Genomic DNA, 21,368 nt, shown 5'->3' with positions numbered 1-21,368 from the left:
GATACCGGAGGTGGCCACGAGCGTTCAGCGCGGGCCGCGCGCCGGCCAGGGCGCTCCCGTGCCGGCCATGCTGCCGTAGAACGGGTGGCCCTCGGTGATCTCGCCGGCGGTCACCGGGCGGCCCGTGAAGGCGGAGGCGTAGACGGCGGCGACGAACTCCATCGTCTCCCTCGTCGCCGCGGTGTCGACCGGTGGTGGGCGGTGGTCGTCCAGGGCGTCCAGGATGGCGGTGAGCTGGGCCGGGTGACCGCTCGGCACGTCCTCGCCCGTCGCCCAGGCGGTGGTCGGGTCCGGGCGGCCCGGGGCGGCGGTGACGGTCCAGTCCGCGTCGGTGTAGCCGTAGAGGTGCTCCAGCTCGACGGTGGCGTGCTCGAAGTCGAAGCGCAGCCGGCTGGTCTGGCGCGGGGAGACCAGGGAGTTGACCACGGTGGCCACCGCGCCCGACCCGAAGCGCACCAGGGCGGCGGACACGTCCTCGGTGTCGGTCGGGCGGGCCTGGCGCGCGGCCAGGGCGGTGACGGTGGTCCACCGGCCGAGGACCGACAGCAGCAGGTCGAACTGGTGGATGCCGTGGCCCATCGTCGGCCCGCCGCCCTCCAGCTCCCAGCTGCCCCGCCACGGCACGGCGAAGTAGTCGTCGTCGCGGAACCACAGCGTGCTCGCCGACGCCACCAGCGGCCGGCCCAGCACCCCGTCGGCCAGCAGGCGGCGCAGCCGCACGGCACCGGAGCCGAACCGGTGCTGGAACACCGTCGCCACCGGCACGCCGGCCGCCGCCTCGGCCGCCCGCAACCGGTCCAGGTCGGCCAGCGACAGCACGGGCGGCTTCTCCACCACGGGCGACACGCCGGCCGCCAGGCACTCCAGCGCCAGCGGCAGGTGCGAGCCCGGTGGGGTGCACACGTGGACCAGGTCCGGGCGGACCGCGCCGAGCAGGTCGGCCAACGTCGGGTAGGCGGGCACGCCCCACTTCGCCGCGAACGCCGCCGCGCGCCCGGGCTCGACGTCGACCGCGCCGACGAGCCGGGCCCGGCCGGGCAGCGCGGCGATCGCCGCGGCGTGCGCGCCGGCGATGGCGCCCGTGCCGACGATCGCGCAGGTGTAGGTGCGACCGGTCACGGGAAGTGCTCCTCCGGTGCGCGGGTCACGTCCACGGGGCTCAGGTGGCCGCACATGCCGAACACCCGGTCCGGCGCGGGCGCGCGGCGCACGGTCGCGCGCCCCAGGTGCGGCGCCTCGCCGCGGGCCAGCCGGTCGGTCAGCGCGAGCACCGCCTCGGCTTGGGCGAGCGGCCCGTCGCGCACGATCGGCGCCCACGACGCGGCCCGGTCCCGGACCAGCGCGGTGGCGGCGGCGTGGAACTCCCGCAGCGGGGTGTCGTCGCCGGCCCGCAGCGCGTCCCGGATCGGCAGGAAGCCCTCGACGGCCAGGTCGCGGCGGCGGCGCGCGGCGGCGGCGCGTTCGGCCTCCGTCGCGCGGGGCGGCAGGGTCGCGGCGGCGCGGTAGCGGTCGGGGTCGGCGAGGACGTCCGGCGGGAACGTCAGCACGGCGTCGCCCGCCTCGGGCAGCCCCGCGTTGCCCATCAGCACGACCACCCGCAGGCCGCCGCGGTTGACCGCGCGGTGGATGGTGCCCGGGGTGAACCACACCACCTCGCCGGCGCGCAGCGGCACCTCGCGGCAGCCGTCGGGGGTCACCGCGTGCAGCTCGCCCTCCCCGCCCACGACCACGTAGCACTCGGTCGACGCCAGGTGCGCGTGCGGGCTGCCGCCGACGACGCCGTCGGGTGCGGCGTCGTCGTAGACGTCCAGGAACGACAACGACGTGCCGCCGGGGAACGTGCTCACCCCTCCCCCCGCCGCAGCACGTCCCGCACCGCGTCGGCCAGCGGCGCCGCGTCGGCCACGCCGCCGTCGGCCACGGCGGCGCCGTAGCGGAACCGCACGGTGTCGCCGTCGGCCACGACCAGCTCCTCGCTGAAGAAGGGCGCCGGGTTGAGGCAGGCGAACTGCTCGGACCGGGTGAACCATTGCGGTGGGTGGTGCGGGTTGGCCCGGTGGTCGACCACCAGCACCAGGGACTCCGCGTCGTCGCCGTCGTGCCTGCCGGCGAACGCCATCCACTCGGCCCGCGTGCCGCGCACGTCGTCGCCGCCCGTGCCGTCGGGCGTCACGACGACGCCGCCGGTGAACGAGCGCGGGCCGCGCCAGAACAGGCCGCCGTACCCGGCGTTCTCCCGGCCGCGCGTCGTGGGCGAGCCGAACGCGACCTCCCGACCCGAGGTGTTGGTCATCGCGGTGTCGAACGTCAGCGCCCAGGCCGCGTCGGACAGCAGCGTGACGGTGAGGGCGCGGTGCTCGGTGACGACGGTGCGGCCGGACCGCGTGATCCAGTCCAGCTCGTGGGCGAACCGGGCGGTGCCGCCCTCGACGCCGACGTCGACCACCCGCCGGTGCCGCTGCGCGCCGTTGTTGTCCAGCTGCACGTAGGCCCGCCCGCGCACGTACGTCGGCCCGCCCCAGAAGTTCTCGTCGCCCACGTTCGGCAGCGACCAGGCGATGCCCTTGTGCCACACGTGGTCGTGCGGGCGGAACAGGCTCACCACCCGCCCGGCCCGGGTGCGGACGGGGTGCAGGAACGGCTTCGGCGACTCCAGCCGGGGCGTCTCGGGCGCGTAGGTGTACCGCGCCAGCTCCACGACCCCGTCCGACACCGCCACCGCGGTCCCGACGTCGTGCCGCAGGGCCAGGGCGCTCACCGCGCGGACCCCGGCACGTCGACCCGGGCGGTCGTGCCACCGGGCGCGACGACGATCCCGTCCACGCGGACCCCCTCCGTCGGAAAGCGCTTTCCGAGCAGTATTCAAGGCCCACCCCGACCCGTCAAGGTCGCCGGGGTGGTCCGAGGTCCGCGCGGGGGCGCGCCGGTGGCGGAACCTTGCGGTCACCTTGCGATCCGGGCGCGGGCGGCCGCGGTGCGGCAGGATCGCGGTGCCATGGACTTCTCCGTTCTGCTGGTCGAGGACGACGAGCACATCAGGCAGGCCCTCGGGCTGGCCCTCGGCGACGAGGGCTTCGCCGTCACCGACGCGGTGTCGGGCGAGGAGGCCCTGGAGCTGCTCGCCGTCACCGAGCCCGACGTCGTGCTGCTGGACCTGGTGCTGCCCGGCGTGGACGGCCTGGAGGTGTGCCGCACCCTGCGCGCCCGCGGCGACCTGCCGATCATCATCGTGACCGCCCGCGCCGACGCCGCCGACGTGATCGCCGGGCTGGAGGCGGGCGCGGACGACTACGTCACCAAGCCGCTGGTCGCCAGCGTGCTGGCAGCGCGCATCCGGGCGCTGCTGCGGCGGCGCGGCGGCGGGCGGCAGGACGAGGTGATCGGGGTGGGGCCGCTGGAGATCCGCCCGGACGTCGGCACGGTCCACCGCGACGGCGTCGAGGTGCACCTGACCAGGACGGAGTTCCGGCTGCTGGTCGAGCTGGCGGCGGCGGGCGGGCGGATCGTCACCCGCGAGCAGCTGCTGCAGCGCGTGTGGGGCTACGACTACTTCGGCGACACCCGCCTGCTCGACGTGCACATCCGCAGGCTGCGCCGCAAGGTCGAGGCCAACCCCGACGACCCGGCCCTCGTGCTGACCGTGCGCGGCGCGGGGTACCGGCTCGACGCCTGACCACCGGTTCACCCGGTCGGCGACCCCGCGAGCCGCTACCGTCCCGGTGACGTGACCTCCTCGACCGGAACCGGACCCGCCAGGCGCCCCGGCACGCTGATCCGGGCGCGCCCGCTGCCGGCGCGGTTGCGGCCCGACCACGCCGACGCCGCGTACCGGGTCTTCTACCAGGGCGTCGGGCACGACGGCCGGGGCCGCCTCGTCACCGGGTCCGTGTTCCTCCCCGAAGGCGCGCCGCCGCCGGGCGGCTGGCCCGTCCTCGGCTACGCCCACGGCACCACGGGCCTGTCCGACCGCACCGCGCCCTCCCGCACCGGCCTGCTCCGGCTCGAACGGGCGCACGTCGCGAGGTGGCTGCGGGCCGGCTACGCCGTCGCCGCGACGGACTACGAAGGGCTCGCCACGCCCGGACCGCACCCGTACCTCAACGGCGAGGCGGTGTCCGACGACGTGATCGACATCGTCCGGGCCGCGCGGCGGCTGGACCACCCGCTGTCGGACCGCTGGCTCGTCGCGGGCTTCTCGCAGGGCGGCCACGCGGCGCTGTTCACCGCCCTCGTGGCCACGACGTACGCGCCGGAGCTGCGCTTCCTCGGCACAATCGCGCTCGCGCCGCCCGTGCACGTGCTGCGGGTCGTCGCCACCCGCACCGGCGACGCCGCCGCGGCCGTCTGCCCGTTCGTCCCGATCGTCCTGGCCGGCATGCGCGCCCGGTACCCGGGCTTCGCGCACGGCTTCCTCACCGAGCGCGGCACGGCCCTGGTCGACCTGGCCGAACGCGTGTCGCTGGTGGAGATGTTCCGCGCCACCGCCGCCGTCACCAACCACGAGACCGGGCTGACCGACCTGACCCGGCACGACGAGGTGGCCCGGGTGCTGGACGAGTGCCGCGTCCCGGTCGCGCGCCTGGACCGGCCGGTGTTCCTGGCCGCGGCCGGCGCGGACGAGATCGTGCCGCCCGAGGTGGTCCACGACTTCGCCGACGCCCTCGCCGCGCAGGGCAGCGCGGTGCGCCTGACCACGTACCCGGAGGCGGACCACGGCGCGGTCCTGGCCGCCGCCCACCCCGACGCGGTGGCCTGGGCGGCGGAGGTCACCGGCCACTCCCCCGCGCCCGCCGTGCCGGCGCCGCGCCTCGACCTGCTGGACGCGACGGGTGACGGCCGGCTGGGCCGCGACGACTTCGAGGTCTTCGCGCTGCGCCTGGCGCAGTCGTTCGGGCACCCGCCCCGGTCGGCCGCCGCGATGGCGGTCCGCTCGGGCTACCGCGCGCTGTGGCGCGCCCTGGCCGCCGAGTCCGGCACCGACGACGACGGCCGCGTCGGCAAGGCGGAGTTCCTGGCCTGGACGGCCCGCGCGACGCACACCGCGTTCGACCGGACGCTGCGCCCGCTGGCCGAGGCCGTGGTGTCGCTGGTCGACGTGAACGGCACGGGCGTGATCGAGCGGGACGAGCTGCTGACCCTGCTCGCGCGGTGCGGCCAACCGGACGCCGAAGCCCTCTTCGACCGCCTCGACGCCGACGGCCGCGGCACGGTCGAGGTCGCCGAGCTGGTCCGCGCCACCCGCGAGTTCTGCCTCGACCCGAGCCCGGACAAGCCGGGGCGCTGGCTGTTCGGCCGGTTCTGACCGGGCGTCAGGTCTGCGGCCACATCGAGTAGACGAGGTCGTCACCGTCGGAGCACACGACCTGCGGCAGCGCCGGTTCGGGCACCTGGTTGCACGTCAGGCCGGCGACCACCAGCGGCGGCAGCCCGGTGATCGGGTCGCGGCGCTCGGCGTAGTAGTCCACGAGCACGGCCGCGGCCCGGTCGCACGTCAGCCGGCCCGACGGCGTCTCGACCACCACGGCGAGCATCGGCTTGCCCAGCGCGCCGGGGAACGCGTCCTGGCAGAACCGGGCGGGCGCGGACTCGTCGATCGTCGGCAGCGGCAAGGCGGTCGTGGTCGCCTCCCCGGACGTCGTCCCGGAGGGTGTCGCCTCGGAGGGCGTGGTCCCGGAGGGCGTGGTCGCGGGGGTGGTCGCGCGGGTCGGCCCGGAGCCGCTGCCCGACACCGCCGTGGAGCAGCCCGCGACCAGCGCGAGGAGGGCGATCACCGGCAGGAGGATCTTCACGGTCACTGTGACGCGCCGGCCCGCCCCGGAGACGTCACGGCGCGATAACGGTTGGCCGGGTCCGCCCCGGGCCGCGCGGGCCGGTTCGCGGTGCGCTCGGAACACGCAGGTCGCAGTTACCTGAATGGGTGAAAATCACGATCATTTAGGCACAGCCGGAACGCTCGGTTCACGAGATCTGCGAAATTCGCTCTCCCTCGTTAGGCCGTTGTGCCACCATTAACCTGTTCGAGCGGTACGAGGGGTCCGCCGAACTTGACTCAGCGCAATCAGTTGAGTCGCTGCACGGCCACGACAGATCCCAGGGGAGGGAGATCGTTTTGTCGACGCCCACGGAGAACGACTTGCGGGACGAGGGCACCGAGCGCGGTCGGCCGGAGGAGACCGGCACCGCGTCCGGGTCGGACACCGCGCAGGAGCACCGGCACGAGCACCACCACGACCACACGCACGACGACGGCGAGCTGTCGCCGATGTGCGTGGGTGGCGGTTGCGTGACGAAGACGCCGGCCTGACCCGTCACACCGTGAAAACGCCCGCCGACCGGGTCCCCTGGTCGGCGGGCGTTCTCGCGGGGGTGGCCTGTGGTGTCATAGAGGGGTGCCGGTAACCGTCGCCCACGACGAAGCCCTGGTGATCCGCGAAGCACGCGAGCTGCACCGACGCGGCGTGGACGCGTCGTGCTCCGGGCGGCACCACGACGCCGTGCGGATGTTGCGCCGCGGGCAGGACCTCGCGGAACAGGTCGCCCCCGTCGACCCCGAGACCCGCTCGCAGTGGCAGGTGACCCGGGTCCGGCTGGCCTCGACGCTCGCCGCGCTCGCGGCCGAGACCTCCGGGCCCATCGCGGCGCTGGACGGGCTGGCCGAGGTGCGGCGGATGGTCGAGGACCTGGCCGACCCGCTCGTCAAGGAGGAGATGCGGGGCAACGTCGAGCACAACCGCGGGCTGCTCCTGCTGAACGCGGGGTTGATCGAGGACGCCGTGACCGTCTTCGACTCCGCGCTGGAGCACCACGAACGCCGGTTGGCCATCGGCGACCCGACGCCCGCGCTGGTCGAGCCGATGGTCAAGTCGCTGTGGAGCCGGGGCACCGCGCACACCAGGCTCGGGTCGATCGGCCAGGCCCGCCAGGACCTCGCGCGGGCCGTCGCGGTGGCGACCGAGCACGGCCTGTCGGACCGGGCGGCCGACGCGGCCCACGCGCTGGCCGTGCTGGAGCTGCGGCGCGGCGACGTCCCGGCCGCCCTGCGGCGCTTCGAGACCAGCGAGCGGTCGTTCCGCGAGCGGGGCCTGGACATGCCGGTGCTGCTCGGGCTGGACCGGGCGCAGGCGCTCATGGCCGCGGGCCTCGCGGACGAGGCCGGCAGCCAGCTCGACGGCGTGCTGCCCGTGCTGCGCGCCGCGCACGGCGTGACGCGGTACCTGGGCAACGTGGAGCTGTACCGGGCCGCGGCCGCCTACATGACCGGTGACCTCGACCTCGCCCGGACCATGGCCTCGTCGGCGCGGCAGCGGATGCGGCGCTGGGGCTGCGAGACGTGCGTCGCCAACGCCACCCTCATCGGGCTGCGCGTGGACACCGCGAGGGCGCTGCGGTCCGGCCGGGTGCCGCGGTCGGTGCCCAGGCGGGCGCTGGAGTTCGCCGACGCGCTGCCCGCGCCGCGGCTGGCCGAGCAGGCGGCCCTGGCGCGGATGCTCGCGGTGCGGCTGGAGATCCGGCGCGGCGACGTCGACGCGGCCGAGCGCGTGCTCGACCGGGTGCCGCGGCCGGGGAGGCTGACGCCGATCGACCACCGGATGCTGCGCCGGCTGTGCCGGGCCGAGCTGGCCGTGGCCCGCGGCGACCGGACCGCCGCGCTCGCCGAGATCCGGGCCGGCCTGACGGACCTGGACCACGTGCGCGACCGGATGGGCGGGCTGGAGCTGCTGTCCGGCACCGCGCTGCACGGGCGGGAGCTGACGGAGCTGGCCGTCCGGCTCGTGCTGGACGGCGGCGACGCGCGCCGGCTGTTCTCCTGGCTGGAGCGGACCCGGGCGCAGACCTACCGCTACGAGCCGCTGGCCCGGCCCGACCAGCCGGAGCTGGCCGAGCGCATCGCCGAGGTCCGCAGCCTCACGCAGTCGATCCACCAGGCCGAGCACGAGGGGCACCCGACCGCCGCGCTGCGCGCCCGCCACGCGGAGAGCCTGCGCGAGGCGAACCGGCTCGGCTGGCACGCCGGCCGGTGGGGCAGGCCGCGCCCGGTCGCGCGGCTCGCCGAGGTGGCGGCCCGGTTGGGCGAGCGGGCGCTGGTCAGCTTCGCCTCGTCGGAGGACGAGCTGGTCGCGGTCGTCGTGGTGGGCTCGGACGTGCGGCTGGCGCGGCTCGGGTCGGCCGAGCGGGCGGCCGAGAGCGCCCGGATGCTCAACGCAGACCTCAACGCGCTCGCGCCCGACCACCTGCCGGAACCGCTGGCGCGGGTCATGGCGGTGTCGGCGCACAAGCAGGCGGACCGGCTCGACGCGCAGCTGATCCAGCCGCTGACCGGCCTGGTCGGCGACCGGGAGCTGGTGATCGTGCCGACCGGCGCGCTGTACGCGGTGCCGTGGGGCGTGCTGCCGACGCTGCGCGGCCGGCCGACCGCCGTGGCGCCCTCGGCCACCGCGTGGCTGGCGGCGGACCGGGCCGCGAGCCGGGCGCCCGGCCGCACGGTGCTGGCCCGCGGGCCGGGGCTGCCCGCCGCCGTCGGCGAGATCGACGGGCTGGGCGCGCACTACACCACGGCGGCGTTGCTGTCGGACGAGGGCGCTTCGGTCGCCTCGGTGCTGGAGGCCCTGGACGGCGCGGAGGTCGCGCACCTGGCCGCGCACGGCGTGCACGAGCCGGAGAACGCCCTGTTCTCCCGCCTGGAGCTGGCCGACGGCCCGCTCTACGCGCACGAGGTGGCGGGCCTGGCGCACCCGCCCCGGCAGGTCGTGCTGGCCGCGTGCGAGCTGGCGCTGAACCGCATCCGGCCCGGCGACGAGCCGCTGGGGTTCGCGAGCGCCCTGCTGGCCGTCGGCTCGCAGGTGGTGGTCGCGCCGCTGAGCCGGGTGGGCGACCGGGCGTGCGCCGCCGCGATGGACGACTACCACCGCCGCCTGGCCGCCGGCGCGCGACCGGCCGTGGCGCTGGCCGACGCCATCGCGGTCGACCCGCTGCGCCGGCCGTTCGTCTGCCTGGGCAGCGGCTGAGCGGCGTCCCGGCCGGGTCGGCGGTGTCGGCGGCGCGCCGAGCGGGTAATGGTGGGGGACGCGGACCAGCCGGATCGGGGTGAGGGAGCGGCGTGCACGTGGATGTCGAGCAGCCGGCGGTGACGGTGCGGGACGGCGGCGCGGACGGCGTGGTGATCGCCGACGTGCACGGCGACTTCGACGTCGACACGTTCCGCGAGGTGCGGGAAGCGCTGTTCACCTGCCTGAACGGCCGCGCGGCCGCGCTGGTGGTCGACCTCGGCGACGTCGGCTTCTTCGGGTCGATGGGCATCGCGGTCCTGGTGGAGGTGCGGCAGCGCGCCGACGTGGTGGGCGCCGGGTTCGCCGTCGTGGCGGGTCGGCGCACGGTGGCGCGGCCGATCCGGATGACCGACATGGAGGACGTGCTGCGGCTGCACCGCACCACCGAGGAGGCGGTGGCCGCCGTGCGCGCGGGGCGGTACGAGGCACCGGGCGACGGCGGTTTCTCCTGGTGGTCGTCGTGAGCCCGGCAGCGGGCGGACACGCCCGCCGGGCCCGGGCAGGCCGCGTCGGGGGGAGCCGGTCGTGACGGACGAGGAAGTCGTGGTCGAGTTCGCCCTGACCCGGCTGGACAACCCGGGGCTGGACCTGGAGGAGATCGCCGCGCTCGTCGTGCGGCGCGGCGGCCCGGAGCGGGTGCTCGACCTGGCCTCCCGCAACCTCGCCACGCGCGGTGAGCTGCGGGGCGCCGCGTTCCCCTCCGCGGTCGAGCACGTGCTGCGGGTCGTGCTGACCCTGCGCGGGCCCGCCGACTGAGGTCACAGCACCGCGGCGGGCGCGTGGTCGGCGTACTCGACGAGCAGGTCGCCCAGGTGGGCCTCCGCCGGCATGGCGGGCGGCTCGGGGCGGTCGGGCGGGCGGCCGGCGACGAGGTCCGAGACGAACACCGTGACGGCCTCGGGCGGCGGCAGCACCGGCGGGCCCAGGTAGGTCAGCGGGAGCAGGTCCGCGCCCCGGCCCACTTCGATGCCGGCGCACCACCCGGTGTGCTCGTCCCAGAGCAGTGCCAGGTCGTGGTCCGGGTGCCGCGGCACGCGCTGGTCCAGCGCGATGTAGGCGGTGGCGTCGGGGTCGCACTCGTACCAGCACGACTCCAGGTCGACGCCGAGCGTCCTGGCGATCAACCGCAGGTACTGCCGCAGGCCCTGGTCCTGCGGGCCACCCGCCTCGATACCGGCCATGCGACCTCCGCGCGTCTCGACCGGCCCAGTCTGCCGCCGAACGGCCGCGGGAGGCATTAGGCCGTTCGGCTGAGACGACGTGACGCCGGGTGACCGCCGTTCGGCGCAGCCCGGCGCGGTCAGACGCTGCGCAGCACCGACACCACGGTCCCGAGCACCGCGGCCCGGTCGCCGTCGATCACCTCGTAGGCCGGGTTGCGCGGCTCCAGGAACACGTGGCCGTTGCGGCGGCGGTACACCTTGACGGTGGCCTCGCCGTCGATCATCGCGGCGACGATCTGGCCGGAGTGCGCCTCGTGCTGCTGCCGCACGACGACGATGTCGCCGTCGCAGATCGCCGCGTCGACCATCGAGTCCCCGCGCACCCGCAGGCCGAAGAGCGTGCCGCGGCCGGTCAGCTCGCGGGGCAGCGACAGCACGTCGTCCACGTGCTCCTCGGCCGCGATGGGCGCGCCCGCGGCGATGTGGCCGACCACGGGCACGGGCACGGAGTCGCCGGTCGACTCCCGCGCCGGGGTCCCGTGCAGGAACAGCCGCACGTCGATCGGCCGGGACAGGGCGGCGGCGCGGCGCAGGAAGCCCTTCTCCTCCAGGGCCGCCAGGTGCTTGGACACCGACGAGGAGGACCGCAGGCCGACCGCGTCGCCGATCTCGCGCGTGCTCGGGGAGTACCCGTGCCGGACCACCCAGTCCCGGATCACCGCCAGGATGCGCCGCTGGCGCGGCGGCAGGGTGGAGGTGTCCAGGTGCTCGAACGCGTCGAGATCGTCGTAGGCGGTCACCTCCGGGATCATAGAGAAGGGTGGCACCGGCCGGGCCCCGGCACTATGTTACCGATCGGTAGCCACCGTCCGGACCGAAGGAACGCCCATGCCGCAGCTCGACCGCCAGGACGACGTGTTCATCCTCGACCTCGGGGACGCCGAGAACCGGTTCCACCCCGACTGGATCGCCTCGGTCGACGCCGCGCTGGGCGAGGTCGAGCGGGCCGAGGGCGCCCGCGCCCTGGTCACCACCGCCACCGGCAAGTTCTTCTCCAACGGCCTGGACCTGGAGTGGCTGGCCGCCAACGGCGAGCGGTACCGCGAGTACGTCGTCTCCGTGCACGCGCTGCTCGCGCGGCTGCTGGAGCTGCCGGTGATCTCCGTGGCCGCGCTGCAGGGCCACACCTTCGCCGCCGGCGCGATGCTGGCCCTGGCGCACGACTTCCGCGTGATGCGCGCCGACCGCGGCTTCTGGTGCCTGCCGGAGGCCGAGATCGGCATCCCGTTCACGCCCGGCATGTCGTCGCTCATCCAGGCGCGGCTGACCCCGCAGGCGGCGCACGAGGCCATGACGACCGCCCGCCGCTACGGGGGCGAGGACGCCGCCGCCGCGGCCATCGTGGACGTCGCGGTGGCCGAGGACGCCGTCCGGTCGACCGCGGTCGGCATCGCCGCCGCGCACGCGGGCAAGGCGGGCGCCACGCTGGGCACCATCAAGTCCCGGATGTACTCGTCCACAGTGGACCTGCTGCGCGACCCGGAGCGGCTGCTCGGGTGATCCTCCCGCGGAGTGGCCCCCGACCCGGGGGTCGACGTCGGAGGCCACTCCGGGGGGCAGCGCCCGACCGGCGCGGTGCGCGGCGCGGTCGTGCTGCGGCGGGTGACGCGGGGCGCGGTGGGGCCGCCGCGTCACCGTGCGGCGTGCGCGTCCAGGGCGAGCTGCCGGAGTTCGGCGGTGCACATCATGAACCGGTCCGTCGGCAGGTGCTTGAAGTAGTAGCCGACGTCCGCGCCGAGGGCGAACACGTGGACCGGCACGCCGGCCCTGCGCCCCGCCTCGACCGACTGACGAAGCCCGGACATGACCGCCGCGTGCCGCGTCTGGTACGACGAGGCGACGCGGTGGTTGCCCCGGTCCGCGGCCAGGTAGAACTGCGTCAGGTCCTTGGTGCCCATGAAGATCTCGCTGGCGCCCGCCGCCGCGAACTCCTCCACCGAGTGGACCGCGGCCGGCGTCTCGACGAACACCGACAGCGGCACGTCCGCGGACAGCCCGAGGCGCGCCCTCAGCCGCAGGAACTCGTCCTGGTCGTTGATGAACGGCACCGCGAAGCTCACGCGGCCCGCCTCCGGGCCCAGCCGCTCCGCCACGTACGCGCGCAGCGCCTGGAACGCGTGCGGGTAGTACGGCTCGTGCAGCAGCCACCGGGCGCCGTGCAGGCCCAGCTCGGGGTTGGACTCGTGGTCGACGTCCACCTCGTTGGTGATCTGCGCGGCGTCGTCGGACCTGAGGTCGAGCAGCCTCATCACGAGCCGCTGGCCCGGCAGGAGCTCCTTCACGATGGCGCACAGCTCCGCGCCGATCGCCGCGCCGTAGCGCTCGGCCTCCGCCACGCCGGCGCGCAGCGCGTCGAGCGGGCTCAGGCCGGAGGCGAGGCACACGAACTCCTCGCGGATGAAGAACGAGGTGACCTGGTCGACGCGCGGCTGGATCGCGTTCGTCGACTGGATGTCGGTGGCGTCGGCGATGACGACGCAGACCGACCGCAGGTCGTCCGGGGTGACGGTGGGGTATTCCGCGGGCTGCTCCGCGGTGTCGGACTCGCCGAGCGTGACGGACTCGCGATCCGTCCGGACGGTCACGTGGCCGACCAGGCCGGCGAGTTCGGCGTGCGGAATCCGGAGCACCGGAATTCCCCGTGAGCGGCACAGGGATTCCATGTGACCGGTGCGGCCGCCACCGGAACAGACGACCGCGGCGGACTTGACGATGGTGTCGTAGAGTTCCGGGCCGAGTGCCTCGACCACCAACACGGAACCGGGCAGGGGTCTTCCGGTGTGATTGGCGACGCCGCGGACGCTCGTCGACGGCGAACCGACGAGCAGAACCCCTGGGATCTCGCGCGGGCTCACGGCATCCTCCTACCGATTCCATTCGGGGTGCGGACCTGGTGGGCAAGTCGGTCTTGGTGCCGACTCGGGGGGCCGACGTCGTGCGAACCGATGTCGGCCCCGGGTTTGCGTCGAACACGACGGGCCATGGCACGAGCCTCGCAGTCGTCGGAGCGGCCGCGCATCTTCTCGAGTGCGAGGTCGTGGTCCATTCGTGCCACACCCGGCGCGGGTGCGGTTAGCCCGCGTGCCGGCGAAGCGCCGCCGGAGCGCGGGCAACGGCGGAGTAGTCGGTGTCGGAACGCGCCGCGTAGAAATGGTGGAGAGATGAGAGGAGTTCGGTTCAGCCGACCGGCTCGACGGATCCTTCGAGCCCGAGGGCGGTGCGCAGTTCGCGCGGTGTCACGGAGAGGTCGGTCAGCTTCGTGGTGGCGGCCGAGCTGACCGCGAACCGCACGGCCCGGTCGGACGGCGGGGTCGCGGCGCCGCGGGCGAGCAGGTCGCGGACGTGCCCGAGGTCGCCCTCCAGCCGCAGGGCGAGCGACTCGCGCTCGTCGCGGGGCCTGGTGGCCATCCGCCGCACTTCGAGGTCCACCGACCGCGTCGCCGCCTCGCGCAGTTCCGGGTCGGCCGCGCGGGAGAGCGCTTCGGCGACGTCGACGGCCCGTTCGTCGAAACAGGACTCGATCCGGTGCAGCGTCGTCGCCGCGACCTCCACCGAGTGGTTCTTGATGGCGGCGAGGTTGAAGGTGAAGGCGCCCGTCCGGCCGTTCCGGACGATCTCGTCGCCCTCGCGCGGGCTGCCGACGACGGAGATCGGACCGGACGGCGCCCCGTCGGGTCCGAGGAGCCGGCCGCACGGGTCGACTTCGACACCGCGACCGGTGCGCTGGTGCACGACCGCGAGCTTCTTGCGCAGCAGGCTCGTCCAGAGCTTGGAATCGGCGCGCTCGTAATTCGTCTCCCGCCCGAAGTTCGAGACGACCAGGTCGGCCTCGATCGTGCGCGTGGTCGAATCCGGGGTGACGACCGTCAGCACGAGCTTCCCGGAATCGGCGGCCTCGACGTGCCGCACCCGGCCGGTCGTGAGCACCACCTGCCCGTTCTCGCCCCTGGCGGCGTCGACGATGTCCGTGGTGTACGCCATCGCGCTCACCCGCAACACGGCCAGGAGGGTCCCGTAACCGTCGAGCAGCGCGCGCAGTTCGTCGGTGGGAATGCGTTCCAGGATCGCGGGCAGGTAGGGCTCCCACGACTTGGCGACGCGTTCGGTCACCACCACCGGCGACACGTCGGGGTGTTCCCGGGTGAGCAGCGCGCACGCCCGGTCCCATTCCTCGCGGAACCGGCGGATGAATTCCTCGCGGCCCTCGTAGGTGTCGCCGAGCAGTTGTGGCGGCGGCAGTTCGAGCACCTGGTGCCGGTGGTCGGCCGGATAGGTGCGGGGCGTCAGCCCGGAGCCGGAAATCATGTGGATCGCGCCTTCGTGGCCGCGCCGCAGGAGCAGCGTCGCGGAGTCGTAGGCGCTGAGCAACGAGCCGATGATGGCCACGACGCCGTCTCCGCGGACGCCGAGGACCCGTTGGATGCCGCTGGGGGAATAGGGGCTGCGGACGAACGCGGGGTGGTCGAGCACCTCGCTCGCGAACGCCGGGTACTTCGTCTCCAGGCCGGTGGCGAGCACCACGTGGTCGGCCCGCAGCAGCGCCCGCTCGGTCGCCGGCGAACCGGCCGGCATGGCCAGGCCCTCCACCACGACGTGCGCGTGGTCGTCGAACACGTCGACGTCGACCGCCTCGCCGTCGGCCTCGACCAGCGTGACGCCCTCCCCCGCCTCCCGCACCGCCTCGGCGAGGCGGTCCTCCAGGTAGTCGTGGTAGATCCGGCGCGGCGCCGGACCGGACTCGCTGAACTCGTGGTCGCGCCAGTCGGCGGGCCAGTCGGACCGGTCGGCCTCGTGGTTGGCCCACCTGATGAAGTCGTCCACGTCCTCGCGGAAGGCCGACATGCGGCCCGCCTGGATGTTGAACACGTGGTGCCAGTGGTTGCTCTCCCGCTGGTACGCCACGCCGGCGTTCCGGTATTCCGGCCGGCGTTCGAGCAGCACCACCTGCACCGGCTCGCGGGCGAACCGGAGGAGGCGGATGGCGGTCGCGACGCCGGCCAAACCCGCTCCGACGACGACGACCCTGCGTAATTGGTCGAAGCTTTTCACCGTGCCACCTCTGTCCCCTCTGGCGCTACCCGCCGAAGGCGGCCGAACCCCGGCCGAAGCCGTGCCGTGCCGCACGGCGCATTGGGTGATCGGCTCGAAGAATACCTTCGATCGTGCCAGGTGAACACGGTGCGAGGGACGCGTGACCCAATTGTGCTTCGGATTTCACGTACGGCCCGGTGGAGGGCGATCGACGCGTTCGACGGAGCGATCTTCGCAGGTCACAAGGCCGGAACGGGCCGGAACAACCGGATGGCGGCGGATCGCCACGGATTCCCGCACATTCCCGAAGTGACGGTCGGCTAAATGCTTGACAATGTGCCCGGGACCAGTTCCGGCGAAACACCGGGGCACGACGGGACGTCGCCGCGCCGGACAATCCGGCGGAAGTGGCGGAAAATCGTCAGGAAGTGACGGGACGCGGCGCGGCGGCGTCCAGGACGCGCTCGGCCAAACCCCGCGCGCGCCGGGCGGGACCGTCCGGGCCGAACGACTGGCCCGACGCGTGCAGGCCCTCGAAGAGCAGCATCAGGTGGTCGGCCAGCTCGCCCGGGTCGGCGACCCCGAGCTGCCCGGTCAGCTCGGCGATCCGCTCCCGGGTCCACGACTTCGCCGCGAGCGCGTTGCGGTGCGCGGGCAGCGCCGGCTCGGGGAACTCGGCCAGCGACATCAGGAACCGGCAGCCGCGGAAGGCGTCGGCGGCGACCTCCGCGAAGACCAGGTCGAACACGGCGAGGATGCGGTCGCGCGGATCGGGGCCCGCCCCCTCGACGGCGGCGGTGAACCGGCCGCGGAAGTCGAGGTCGGCGGTCTCGACGTAGGCGCCGACCAGGTCGTCCTTCGACGCGAACAGCCGGTACAGCGTGGTGGGCGCGACACCGGCCTCGGCCGCCACGAGGTCGACGCCCGTGGCCCGGATCCCCCTCAGGTAGAACAGGTCCCCGGCCACGCGCAGCACGTGGGACCGGGTCTCAGCAGCGGATCGGTGCACGGTTCCCCTCGCCGTCGCCACGCCAGGGATGGTTCCCCGAAGTCTACTCCCGAGCCGGTGGCCCGACCATCACCGAAGATCGCCACCGGACCCCGCGGCCGGACCCCCGGCGGGCCGGGACCGCCCGCCGGGCAAGGCTTTCAGCCCGCGAGCGGGCCAGCGACCCACGTGGCGCGCCGCGACGCCCGGACCTCGAACGGCAGGCGCACCACCGCGACCGGCCGACCGGCGAGGTCGCCCGCGTCGAGCACCAGCACCTCGTCCCCCGCGACCACCACGACCCAGCCGTCGCCCTCGTCCGCGCCGCGCGGCACGAAGACCGGCTGGCCCGGCGTCACGCCGAGCTCGCGCCGCCAGGTGCAGCCCAGGGCCACGTCGTGGCGGACGACGGAGGTGCCGGCCACGCCGAAGACGAAGCGGTGGCGGCGACCGGTCAGGCGCCCGTCGACCGAGCCGACGTCCATCGCGGGCAGCTCCACCCGGCGCACGCCCCCGGTGGCGAGGTCGAGCGTGTGGCGGCGCAGCACGCCCGGCGCCCACACGGCGTCCACGACCACGCGGCCGAGGTCCTCGTAGGCGTTGACGAGGGAGAGCACCTCGCCCTCGCCGACCTCGAACCAGCGGGGCTCGCCGTAGGCCAGCAGGCCGATGCGGGCGGGGCCCGTGGCCGGGCCGGAGTACGGGTCGCGCAGGCCGACGAGGTCCGCCGCCCGGCTGTAGTAGGGGGCGGAGTCGAAGACGACCACGAACCGGTCCGTCACGCCGGCGGCGCGCATCCGGGGCGCGGCCTCCAGCGGGAACGGCTCGGCGCGCAGCAGCTCGCCCTCCGGGCCGAGGGTGACGTGCTCGGCGTACCCGAGGTCGGGGTGGGACATGGCCGTGTGCCACAGCTTCCCGTCGAACACCGGGCGGGCCATCGTGGCACCGGCGGGCCAGTCGGCCGGCGCCAGGGCGGCCGGCCTGGGACCGCGGTACCAGCGCGCGCCGCCGGGACCGAGGCGGACCCCGGACGCGCCGTACTCGCCGGACCAGACCAGCGCACCGTCCAGCTCGGCGGGCAGCGCACCGCGGACCACCAGCGCTCCCGCGACTTCCCGGACCGACGCGACCACGGCAACCACCCCGTCCACACGTTCCATAACACTGTCTTACTACTATTTATAGCGGCGTTATGGAACCCCGTCAAGGCGATCCGGGCCGCCGGGCCGGATATACCCACCCGGCGTATTGCCCACGCGCTCCCGCACCCCGCCTCGCCCGATCGGACGCCGCGCCGCGCCCCTCCCCTCACCCGGCCGGCGCAGCCCCGGACGCGCGAAGACGACGGCACCCCACCCGAGGGTGAGGTGCCGTCGCCTTCGCGCTGTCGCCTTCGCGCCGCCGTCGCTACAGCGGCACGTTGCCGTGCTTGCGCGCCGGGGTCGGGCGGCGCTTGTTGCGCAGCATGGCCAGTCCCCGGGCCACCGCGGCGCGGGTGTGGGACGGGTCGATCACGTCGTCCACCAGTCCCCTCTCCGCCGCGTAGTACGGGTGCACCAGCTGCTCGGAGTACTCCGCGAGCAGCTCCGCCCGCAGCGCGTCCGGGTCGGCGGCCGCCGCCAGCTCCTTGCGGAAGATCACGTTCACCGCGCCCTCCGCGCCCATCACCGCGATCTCGTTCGTCGGCCAGGCCAGCGACAGGTCCGTGCCGATCGACCGGGAGTCCATCACGATGTACGCGCCGCCGTATGCCTTGCGCACGATGACCTGGATGCGCGGCACCGACGCCTCGCAGTAGGCGTACAGCAGCTTCGCACCGTGCCGGATCACGCCCGCGTGCTCCTGCGCCGTGCCCGGCAGGAACCCCGGCACGTCCACCAGCGACACCAGGGGGATGCCGAACGCGTCGCAGAACCGCACGAACCGCGCCGCCTTCTGGGACGCCTCGATGTCCAGCACGCCCGCGGACACCATCGGCTGGTTGCCCACCAGGCCCACGACGTCGCCGTCGACCCGGCCGAACGCCACCACCACGTTGCGCGCCCAGCCCTCGTGCACTTCGAGGAACTCCCCGTCGTCCACCAGCTCCGCGATCAACGCGCGCATGTCGTAGGGCTTGTTCGGCTCCACGGGCACGATCGAGGCGAACTCCGGCCGCACGTCGTCCACCGCGCCGACCGGTCCGTGCGCGGGCGGCGGTTCCAGGTTGTTCGACGGCAGCAGCGACACCAGGTAGCGGACGTCCTCCAGGCACGACTCCTCGTCGTCGTGCACGAACGACGCCACACCGGACAGCTCGCCGTGCACGCCGGCGCCGCCGAGCTGGTCGTGCGACACCTTCTCCCCCGACACCGCCTGCACCACGTCCGGACCGGTCAGGTACATCTGCGCCGTGCCGCGGACCATGAACGTGAAGTCGGCCAGCGCCGGGGAGTACGCGGCGCCGCCCGCGGACGGCCCGAGCACCACGGCGATCTGCGGGATGACACCGGACGCGGCCACCTGCCGGCGGAAGATGCCGCCGTAGCCGTCCAGCGCCATCACGCCTTCCTGGATGCGCGCGCCGCCGCTGTCGTTGAGCGCGATGATGGGCGAGCCGGTGTCGACGGCCAGGTCCATCACCTTGTGGATCTTCGCCGCGTGCGCCTGGCCGAGCGAGCCGCCGAAGATCGTGAAGTCCTGCGCGTAGACGAACACGCGCCGGCCCTCGATGGTGCCCGAGCCCGCCACCACGCCGTCGGTGTGCGGTCGGTGCTCGGACACCTTCAGCCCGTGCGCCTGGTGCCGCCGGTACAGGTCGACCTCGATGAAGGAGTCCTTGTCCAGCAGCAGTTCCAGGCGCTCGCGCGCGGTCCGCTTGCCCAGGGCGCGCTGCCGCCGCGCCGCGTCGGCGTTGGACACCGCCCGGTCGCGCAGGTCGTCGTTGCGCTCGCGGAGCAGGTCCATCGTGCGCGCCGGCGGCTCCGGCCGGAGCACCGGGGTGGTGTTGACGTGGTCGATCTCGGAAGTGGTCATCGGCGTCCTGCCTGGCGTTCGGTCACCGCTCCGGTGTCGGCGAGCCACCGCACGGTGTCGGTGACCGTGTCGGCGAACGGACGGGGTTTGAGGTCGAGCGTGCTGGCCGCCGGGTCGACGCGGACGGCCGCGCCGACGGTGGCGATGGCCTCGTGCTCGGCCGGGAGGTGCCACGGCCACGCGGGCTGCACGAGGTCGACGAACCGGCCGACGGGCGTCATCACCGCCGCGGGCAGGAAGACCGCGGGCAGCGACCGCCCCGTGGCCTCCCTGACCGCGTCGACGTACTCCCGCGTGGTGAGGTAGTGCCCGGGCCCGAAGTGCCGCCCGAGGTTCGACCCTGATGGGTTCGACCCCGGTGCGTTCGGGCCCGCGGTGCCCGGCCGGGCGTCCGGTCCGGCGTCCGGGGACAGCAGCGCCACGTGCAGCGCCGCCGTGTCCCGGACGTCGCCGATCTGGAGCCCGCCCGCGGGCCACATCGGCATGATGCCGCGCACGGTGTTGCGCAGCCGTTGCGTCTGGTCGCCCAGCTTCGGGTCGTGCGGCCCGAGGAGGGCCGGCGGGTAGCTCACGACCACCGGCGCCCCCTCGTCCTGGTGCCGCCTGGCGATGGCCTCCGACGCGGCCTTGGTGGTCGCGTACGGCTCGCGGCTCGTGCCGACGGGCGACCGCTCGTCGATCACCCGCACCCCGGGCCCGAACAGGGCCGCGGTGCTCGACACGTGGACCACGCGGCCCGCGCCGGCCCGGAGGGCGGCGCCGAGCACCACCTCCGTGCCGTGCGCGTTGGTGCGGAGCATCTCCGCCCGCCTGCGCCGGTCGAACGAGTACACCGACGCCGCGTGGAGCACGGCGTCCGCGCCCCGCACCGCCGCGGCGACCGACCGCTCGTCGGTCACGTCGCCGACGACGACGTCCAGCGCGCCCGGCGGCACCTCCAGCGGTCGCGTGGCGGCCTCCACCGCGTCCGCGTCCCGGACCAGCAGGCGGACCCGGTGGCCGGCGCGCACGAGTTCCGCGACCGTGTGCGAGCCGACGAACCCGGTACCACCGGTGACGGTCACCAGCATGTGCACCACCTCCCGAAGCGTGCGGCCGACGTCAGATCCGGTGGAACGCGCTGCTGTAGAACAACAGCGCGGGCGCGTCCGCACCCCGGCTGGCGCTGAGCACCCGGCCGACGAAGATCGTGTGGTCCCCGCCGGCGTAGGACTGCACCAGCTCGCACTCGATCCACGCCAGCGACCCGTTCAGCAGCGGCGCGCCGCTGTGCCGGCCCTCCACCCAGTCCACCGCGTCGAACTGCTCCGCCCCGAGCGGGCGGCGCTTGTCGGCGAAGTACTTCGCGGTGGCCTGCTGGTCGGCGCCCATGATCGACACGCCGAACCGCTTGGTGGTGGCGATCGCCTCGTGCATCACCGCCGAGTGGGCGATGCAGGCGAGCACCAGCGGCGGGTCGAGCGACACCGAGCTGAACGCGTTGGCCGTCATGCCGTGGACGTGCTCGCCGCCGACCGTGAGCACCGTGACCCCGGTGGCGAACAGGGACATCGCGTCCCTCAGCGAGGTCTCCTCCATCGTGGGCGCCGCCTCGTACATGGCCGTCATCCCCCCAGCCCGGCGCGGGCGAGCGCCGGGGCCTCGGCGTAGGGCGCGAGCGCCTTGCGCAGGTCGTCGGGCACCCGGGAGGGCACCGTGTTGGTGTTCGGGCCGCGCATGCACGCGATCCGCTGCCTGCCCTTGGCGACCAGGACCTCCTGGCCCCCGGTGACCTTGACGTAGTCGAAGCTGAACTGGATCTGCGTCTGGGTCAGCTCCTCCAACCGCATCCGCACCGACAGCTCGTCGAACAGGGTGATCTCGGAGAAGAACTCGCACTCCACCTTGAGGGTGAACAGCTTGAGGTCGTCCTGGAGGTCCAGGAGCACGCTGGGCGCGTTCTCCTTGAGGAACATCTCGCGGCACCGGCCCTGCCAGCGCAGGTAGTTCACGTAGTACACGTTGCCGACGAGGTTGGTCTCCTCGAACCCGACCGTGTGGCGGATCTCGTAGTAGTTCGTCACG

General features: G+C 74.4%; 21 protein-coding genes and 1 pseudogene. 7 read left to right on the top strand and 15 right to left on the bottom strand.

Annotation, left to right across the window (positions count from 1 at the left end; all coding sequences use genetic code 11):
- Window positions 1-24: 24 nt before the first annotated feature.
- From ACIGNX_RS12900 to ACIGNX_RS12890, 3 genes are read right to left on the bottom strand one after another with little or no spacing between them, the layout of a single operon-like run.
- Entirely contained in the window at window positions 25-1,119 is a 1,095-nt protein-coding gene (locus tag ACIGNX_RS12900; RefSeq protein ID WP_396539416.1) for a Gfo/Idh/MocA family protein, read from the bottom strand.
- Entirely contained in the window at window positions 1,116-1,847 is a 732-nt protein-coding gene (locus ACIGNX_RS12895) for a cupin domain-containing protein (RefSeq protein WP_396539414.1), read from the bottom strand. The genes ACIGNX_RS12900 and ACIGNX_RS12895 overlap by 4 nt, the downstream gene beginning before the upstream one ends.
- On the bottom strand, window positions 1,844-2,758 hold the full coding sequence (locus tag ACIGNX_RS12890) for a PmoA family protein (RefSeq protein ID WP_396539412.1): 915 nt from the start codon (window positions 2,756-2,758) through the stop codon (window positions 1,844-1,846). The genes ACIGNX_RS12895 and ACIGNX_RS12890 overlap by 4 nt, the downstream gene beginning before the upstream one ends.
- Window positions 2,759-2,995: 237 nt before the next feature.
- Here ACIGNX_RS12890 and ACIGNX_RS12885 point away from each other — a divergent pair, with 237 nt between their 5' ends.
- Both ACIGNX_RS12885 and ACIGNX_RS12880 read left to right on the top strand, forming a co-directional pair.
- The gene (locus ACIGNX_RS12885) at window positions 2,996-3,673 is read left to right on the top strand and encodes a response regulator (protein WP_396539410.1); all 678 of its coding nucleotides are present in this window, start codon (window positions 2,996-2,998) and stop codon (window positions 3,671-3,673) included.
- A gap of 51 nt (window positions 3,674-3,724) precedes the next feature.
- Entirely contained in the window at window positions 3,725-5,302 is a 1,578-nt protein-coding gene (locus ACIGNX_RS12880) for a lipase family protein (protein ID WP_396539408.1), read from the top strand.
- A gap of 7 nt (window positions 5,303-5,309) precedes the next feature.
- Here the strand turns inward: ACIGNX_RS12880 and ACIGNX_RS12875 are convergent, their stop codons facing one another.
- The gene (locus ACIGNX_RS12875; protein WP_396539406.1) at window positions 5,310-5,789 is read right to left on the bottom strand and encodes a hypothetical protein; all 480 of its coding nucleotides are present in this window, start codon (window positions 5,787-5,789) and stop codon (window positions 5,310-5,312) included.
- Window positions 5,790-6,109: 320 nt separating this feature from the next.
- Between ACIGNX_RS12875 and ACIGNX_RS12870 the strand changes: the two genes are divergently transcribed.
- The 4 genes from ACIGNX_RS12870 (at window position 6,110) to ACIGNX_RS12855 (ending at window position 9,803) form a co-directional block, all read left to right on the top strand.
- A complete protein-coding gene (locus ACIGNX_RS12870) occupies window positions 6,110-6,304 on the top strand; it encodes a hypothetical protein (RefSeq protein ID WP_396539404.1) in 195 nt (64 codons plus the stop codon).
- 196 nt (window positions 6,305-6,500) lie between these two features.
- Complete coding sequence (locus ACIGNX_RS12865) at window positions 6,501-9,005, top strand: CHAT domain-containing protein (RefSeq protein ID WP_396540126.1); 2,505 nt, start codon at window positions 6,501-6,503, stop codon at window positions 9,003-9,005.
- Window positions 9,006-9,097: 92 nt separating this feature from the next.
- Window positions 9,098-9,511, top strand: a complete 414-nt coding sequence (locus tag ACIGNX_RS12860) for an STAS domain-containing protein (RefSeq protein WP_396539402.1) — start codon at window positions 9,098-9,100, stop codon at window positions 9,509-9,511.
- Between the two features lie 61 nt (window positions 9,512-9,572).
- Window positions 9,573-9,803, top strand: coding sequence for a hypothetical protein (locus ACIGNX_RS12855; protein ID WP_396539400.1), 231 nt, complete (start codon window positions 9,573-9,575; stop codon window positions 9,801-9,803).
- Window positions 9,804-9,805: 2 nt separating this feature from the next.
- Here ACIGNX_RS12855 and ACIGNX_RS12850 read toward each other — a convergent pair whose 3' ends face one another.
- Complete coding sequence (locus ACIGNX_RS12850) at window positions 9,806-10,228, bottom strand: DUF6292 family protein (protein WP_396539398.1); 423 nt, start codon at window positions 10,226-10,228, stop codon at window positions 9,806-9,808.
- A 119-nt stretch (window positions 10,229-10,347) separates the two neighbouring features.
- Window positions 10,348-11,010: a transcriptional repressor LexA gene (gene lexA, locus ACIGNX_RS12845; RefSeq protein WP_396539396.1), complete on the bottom strand. Its 663-nt coding sequence runs from the start codon at window positions 11,008-11,010 to the stop codon at window positions 10,348-10,350.
- 88 nt (window positions 11,011-11,098) lie between these two features.
- Between lexA and ACIGNX_RS12840 the strand changes: the two genes are divergently transcribed.
- A complete protein-coding gene (locus ACIGNX_RS12840) occupies window positions 11,099-11,770 on the top strand; it encodes an enoyl-CoA hydratase-related protein (protein ID WP_396539394.1) in 672 nt (223 codons plus the stop codon).
- A 131-nt stretch (window positions 11,771-11,901) separates the two neighbouring features.
- Here ACIGNX_RS12840 and ACIGNX_RS12835 read toward each other — a convergent pair whose 3' ends face one another.
- From ACIGNX_RS12835 to ACIGNX_RS12795, 9 genes and pseudogenes are all read right to left on the bottom strand, one after another.
- Window positions 11,902-12,900, bottom strand: a complete 999-nt coding sequence (locus ACIGNX_RS12835; RefSeq protein WP_396540124.1) for a putative PEP-binding protein — start codon at window positions 12,898-12,900, stop codon at window positions 11,902-11,904.
- 54 nt (window positions 12,901-12,954) lie between these two features.
- A pseudogene (locus tag ACIGNX_RS12830) lies at window positions 12,955-13,020 on the bottom strand (hypothetical protein); the annotation flags it as partial.
- A gap of 427 nt (window positions 13,021-13,447) precedes the next feature.
- Window positions 13,448-15,319 (bottom strand): FAD/NAD(P)-binding protein, encoded by a 1,872-nt coding sequence (locus tag ACIGNX_RS12825; RefSeq protein ID WP_396539392.1) that lies wholly within the window; start codon window positions 15,317-15,319, stop codon window positions 13,448-13,450.
- A gap of 403 nt (window positions 15,320-15,722) precedes the next feature.
- Window positions 15,723-16,331, bottom strand: a complete 609-nt coding sequence (locus ACIGNX_RS12820; RefSeq protein ID WP_396539390.1) for a TetR/AcrR family transcriptional regulator — start codon at window positions 16,329-16,331, stop codon at window positions 15,723-15,725.
- 119 nt (window positions 16,332-16,450) lie between these two features.
- A complete protein-coding gene (locus tag ACIGNX_RS12815) occupies window positions 16,451-17,422 on the bottom strand; it encodes a carotenoid oxygenase family protein (RefSeq protein WP_396539388.1) in 972 nt (323 codons plus the stop codon).
- A 274-nt stretch (window positions 17,423-17,696) separates the two neighbouring features.
- Complete coding sequence (locus tag ACIGNX_RS12810) at window positions 17,697-19,304, bottom strand: acyl-CoA carboxylase subunit beta (protein ID WP_396539387.1); 1,608 nt, start codon at window positions 19,302-19,304, stop codon at window positions 17,697-17,699.
- A complete protein-coding gene (locus ACIGNX_RS12805) occupies window positions 19,301-20,374 on the bottom strand; it encodes an SDR family NAD(P)-dependent oxidoreductase (RefSeq protein ID WP_396539385.1) in 1,074 nt (357 codons plus the stop codon). The genes ACIGNX_RS12810 and ACIGNX_RS12805 overlap by 4 nt, the downstream gene beginning before the upstream one ends.
- Window positions 20,375-20,405: 31 nt before the next feature.
- Window positions 20,406-20,912: a flavin reductase family protein gene (locus ACIGNX_RS12800; RefSeq protein ID WP_396539383.1), complete on the bottom strand. Its 507-nt coding sequence runs from the start codon at window positions 20,910-20,912 to the stop codon at window positions 20,406-20,408.
- Window positions 20,909-21,367, bottom strand: a complete 459-nt coding sequence (locus ACIGNX_RS12795) for an acyl-CoA thioesterase (protein ID WP_396539381.1) — start codon at window positions 21,365-21,367, stop codon at window positions 20,909-20,911. Before ACIGNX_RS12795 ends, ACIGNX_RS12800 begins: the two co-directional genes overlap by 4 nt.
- Window position 21,368: the final 1 nt, after the last annotated feature.

Source organism: Actinosynnema sp. NPDC053489, assembly GCF_044544865.1.
Classification (GTDB): Bacteria; Actinomycetota; Actinomycetes; order Mycobacteriales; family Pseudonocardiaceae; genus Actinosynnema.
This window is presented reverse-complemented; position numbering and strand designations above follow the sequence as displayed.

Excerpts from the sequence above, each read along its gene's own strand:
- ACIGNX_RS12885 (WP_396539410.1), top strand. The coding sequence starts at position 2,996 with ATGGACTTCTCCGTTCTGCTGGTCGAGGACGACGAGCACATCAGGCAG.
- ACIGNX_RS12865 (WP_396540126.1), top strand. The coding sequence starts at position 6,501 with ATGTTGCGCCGCGGGCAGGACCTCGCGGAACAGGTCGCCCCCGTCGAC.
- ACIGNX_RS12850 (WP_396539398.1), bottom strand. The coding sequence starts at position 10,228 with ATGGCCGGTATCGAGGCGGGTGGCCCGCAGGACCAGGGCCTGCGGCAG.
- ACIGNX_RS12840 (WP_396539394.1), top strand. The coding sequence starts at position 11,099 with ATGCCGCAGCTCGACCGCCAGGACGACGTGTTCATCCTCGACCTCGGG.
- ACIGNX_RS12810 (WP_396539387.1), bottom strand. The coding sequence starts at position 19,304 with ATGACCACTTCCGAGATCGACCACGTCAACACCACCCCGGTGCTCCGG.
- ACIGNX_RS12805 (WP_396539385.1), bottom strand. The coding sequence starts at position 20,374 with ATGCTGGTGACCGTCACCGGTGGTACCGGGTTCGTCGGCTCGCACACG.
- ACIGNX_RS12800 (WP_396539383.1), bottom strand. The coding sequence starts at position 20,912 with ATGACGGCCATGTACGAGGCGGCGCCCACGATGGAGGAGACCTCGCTG.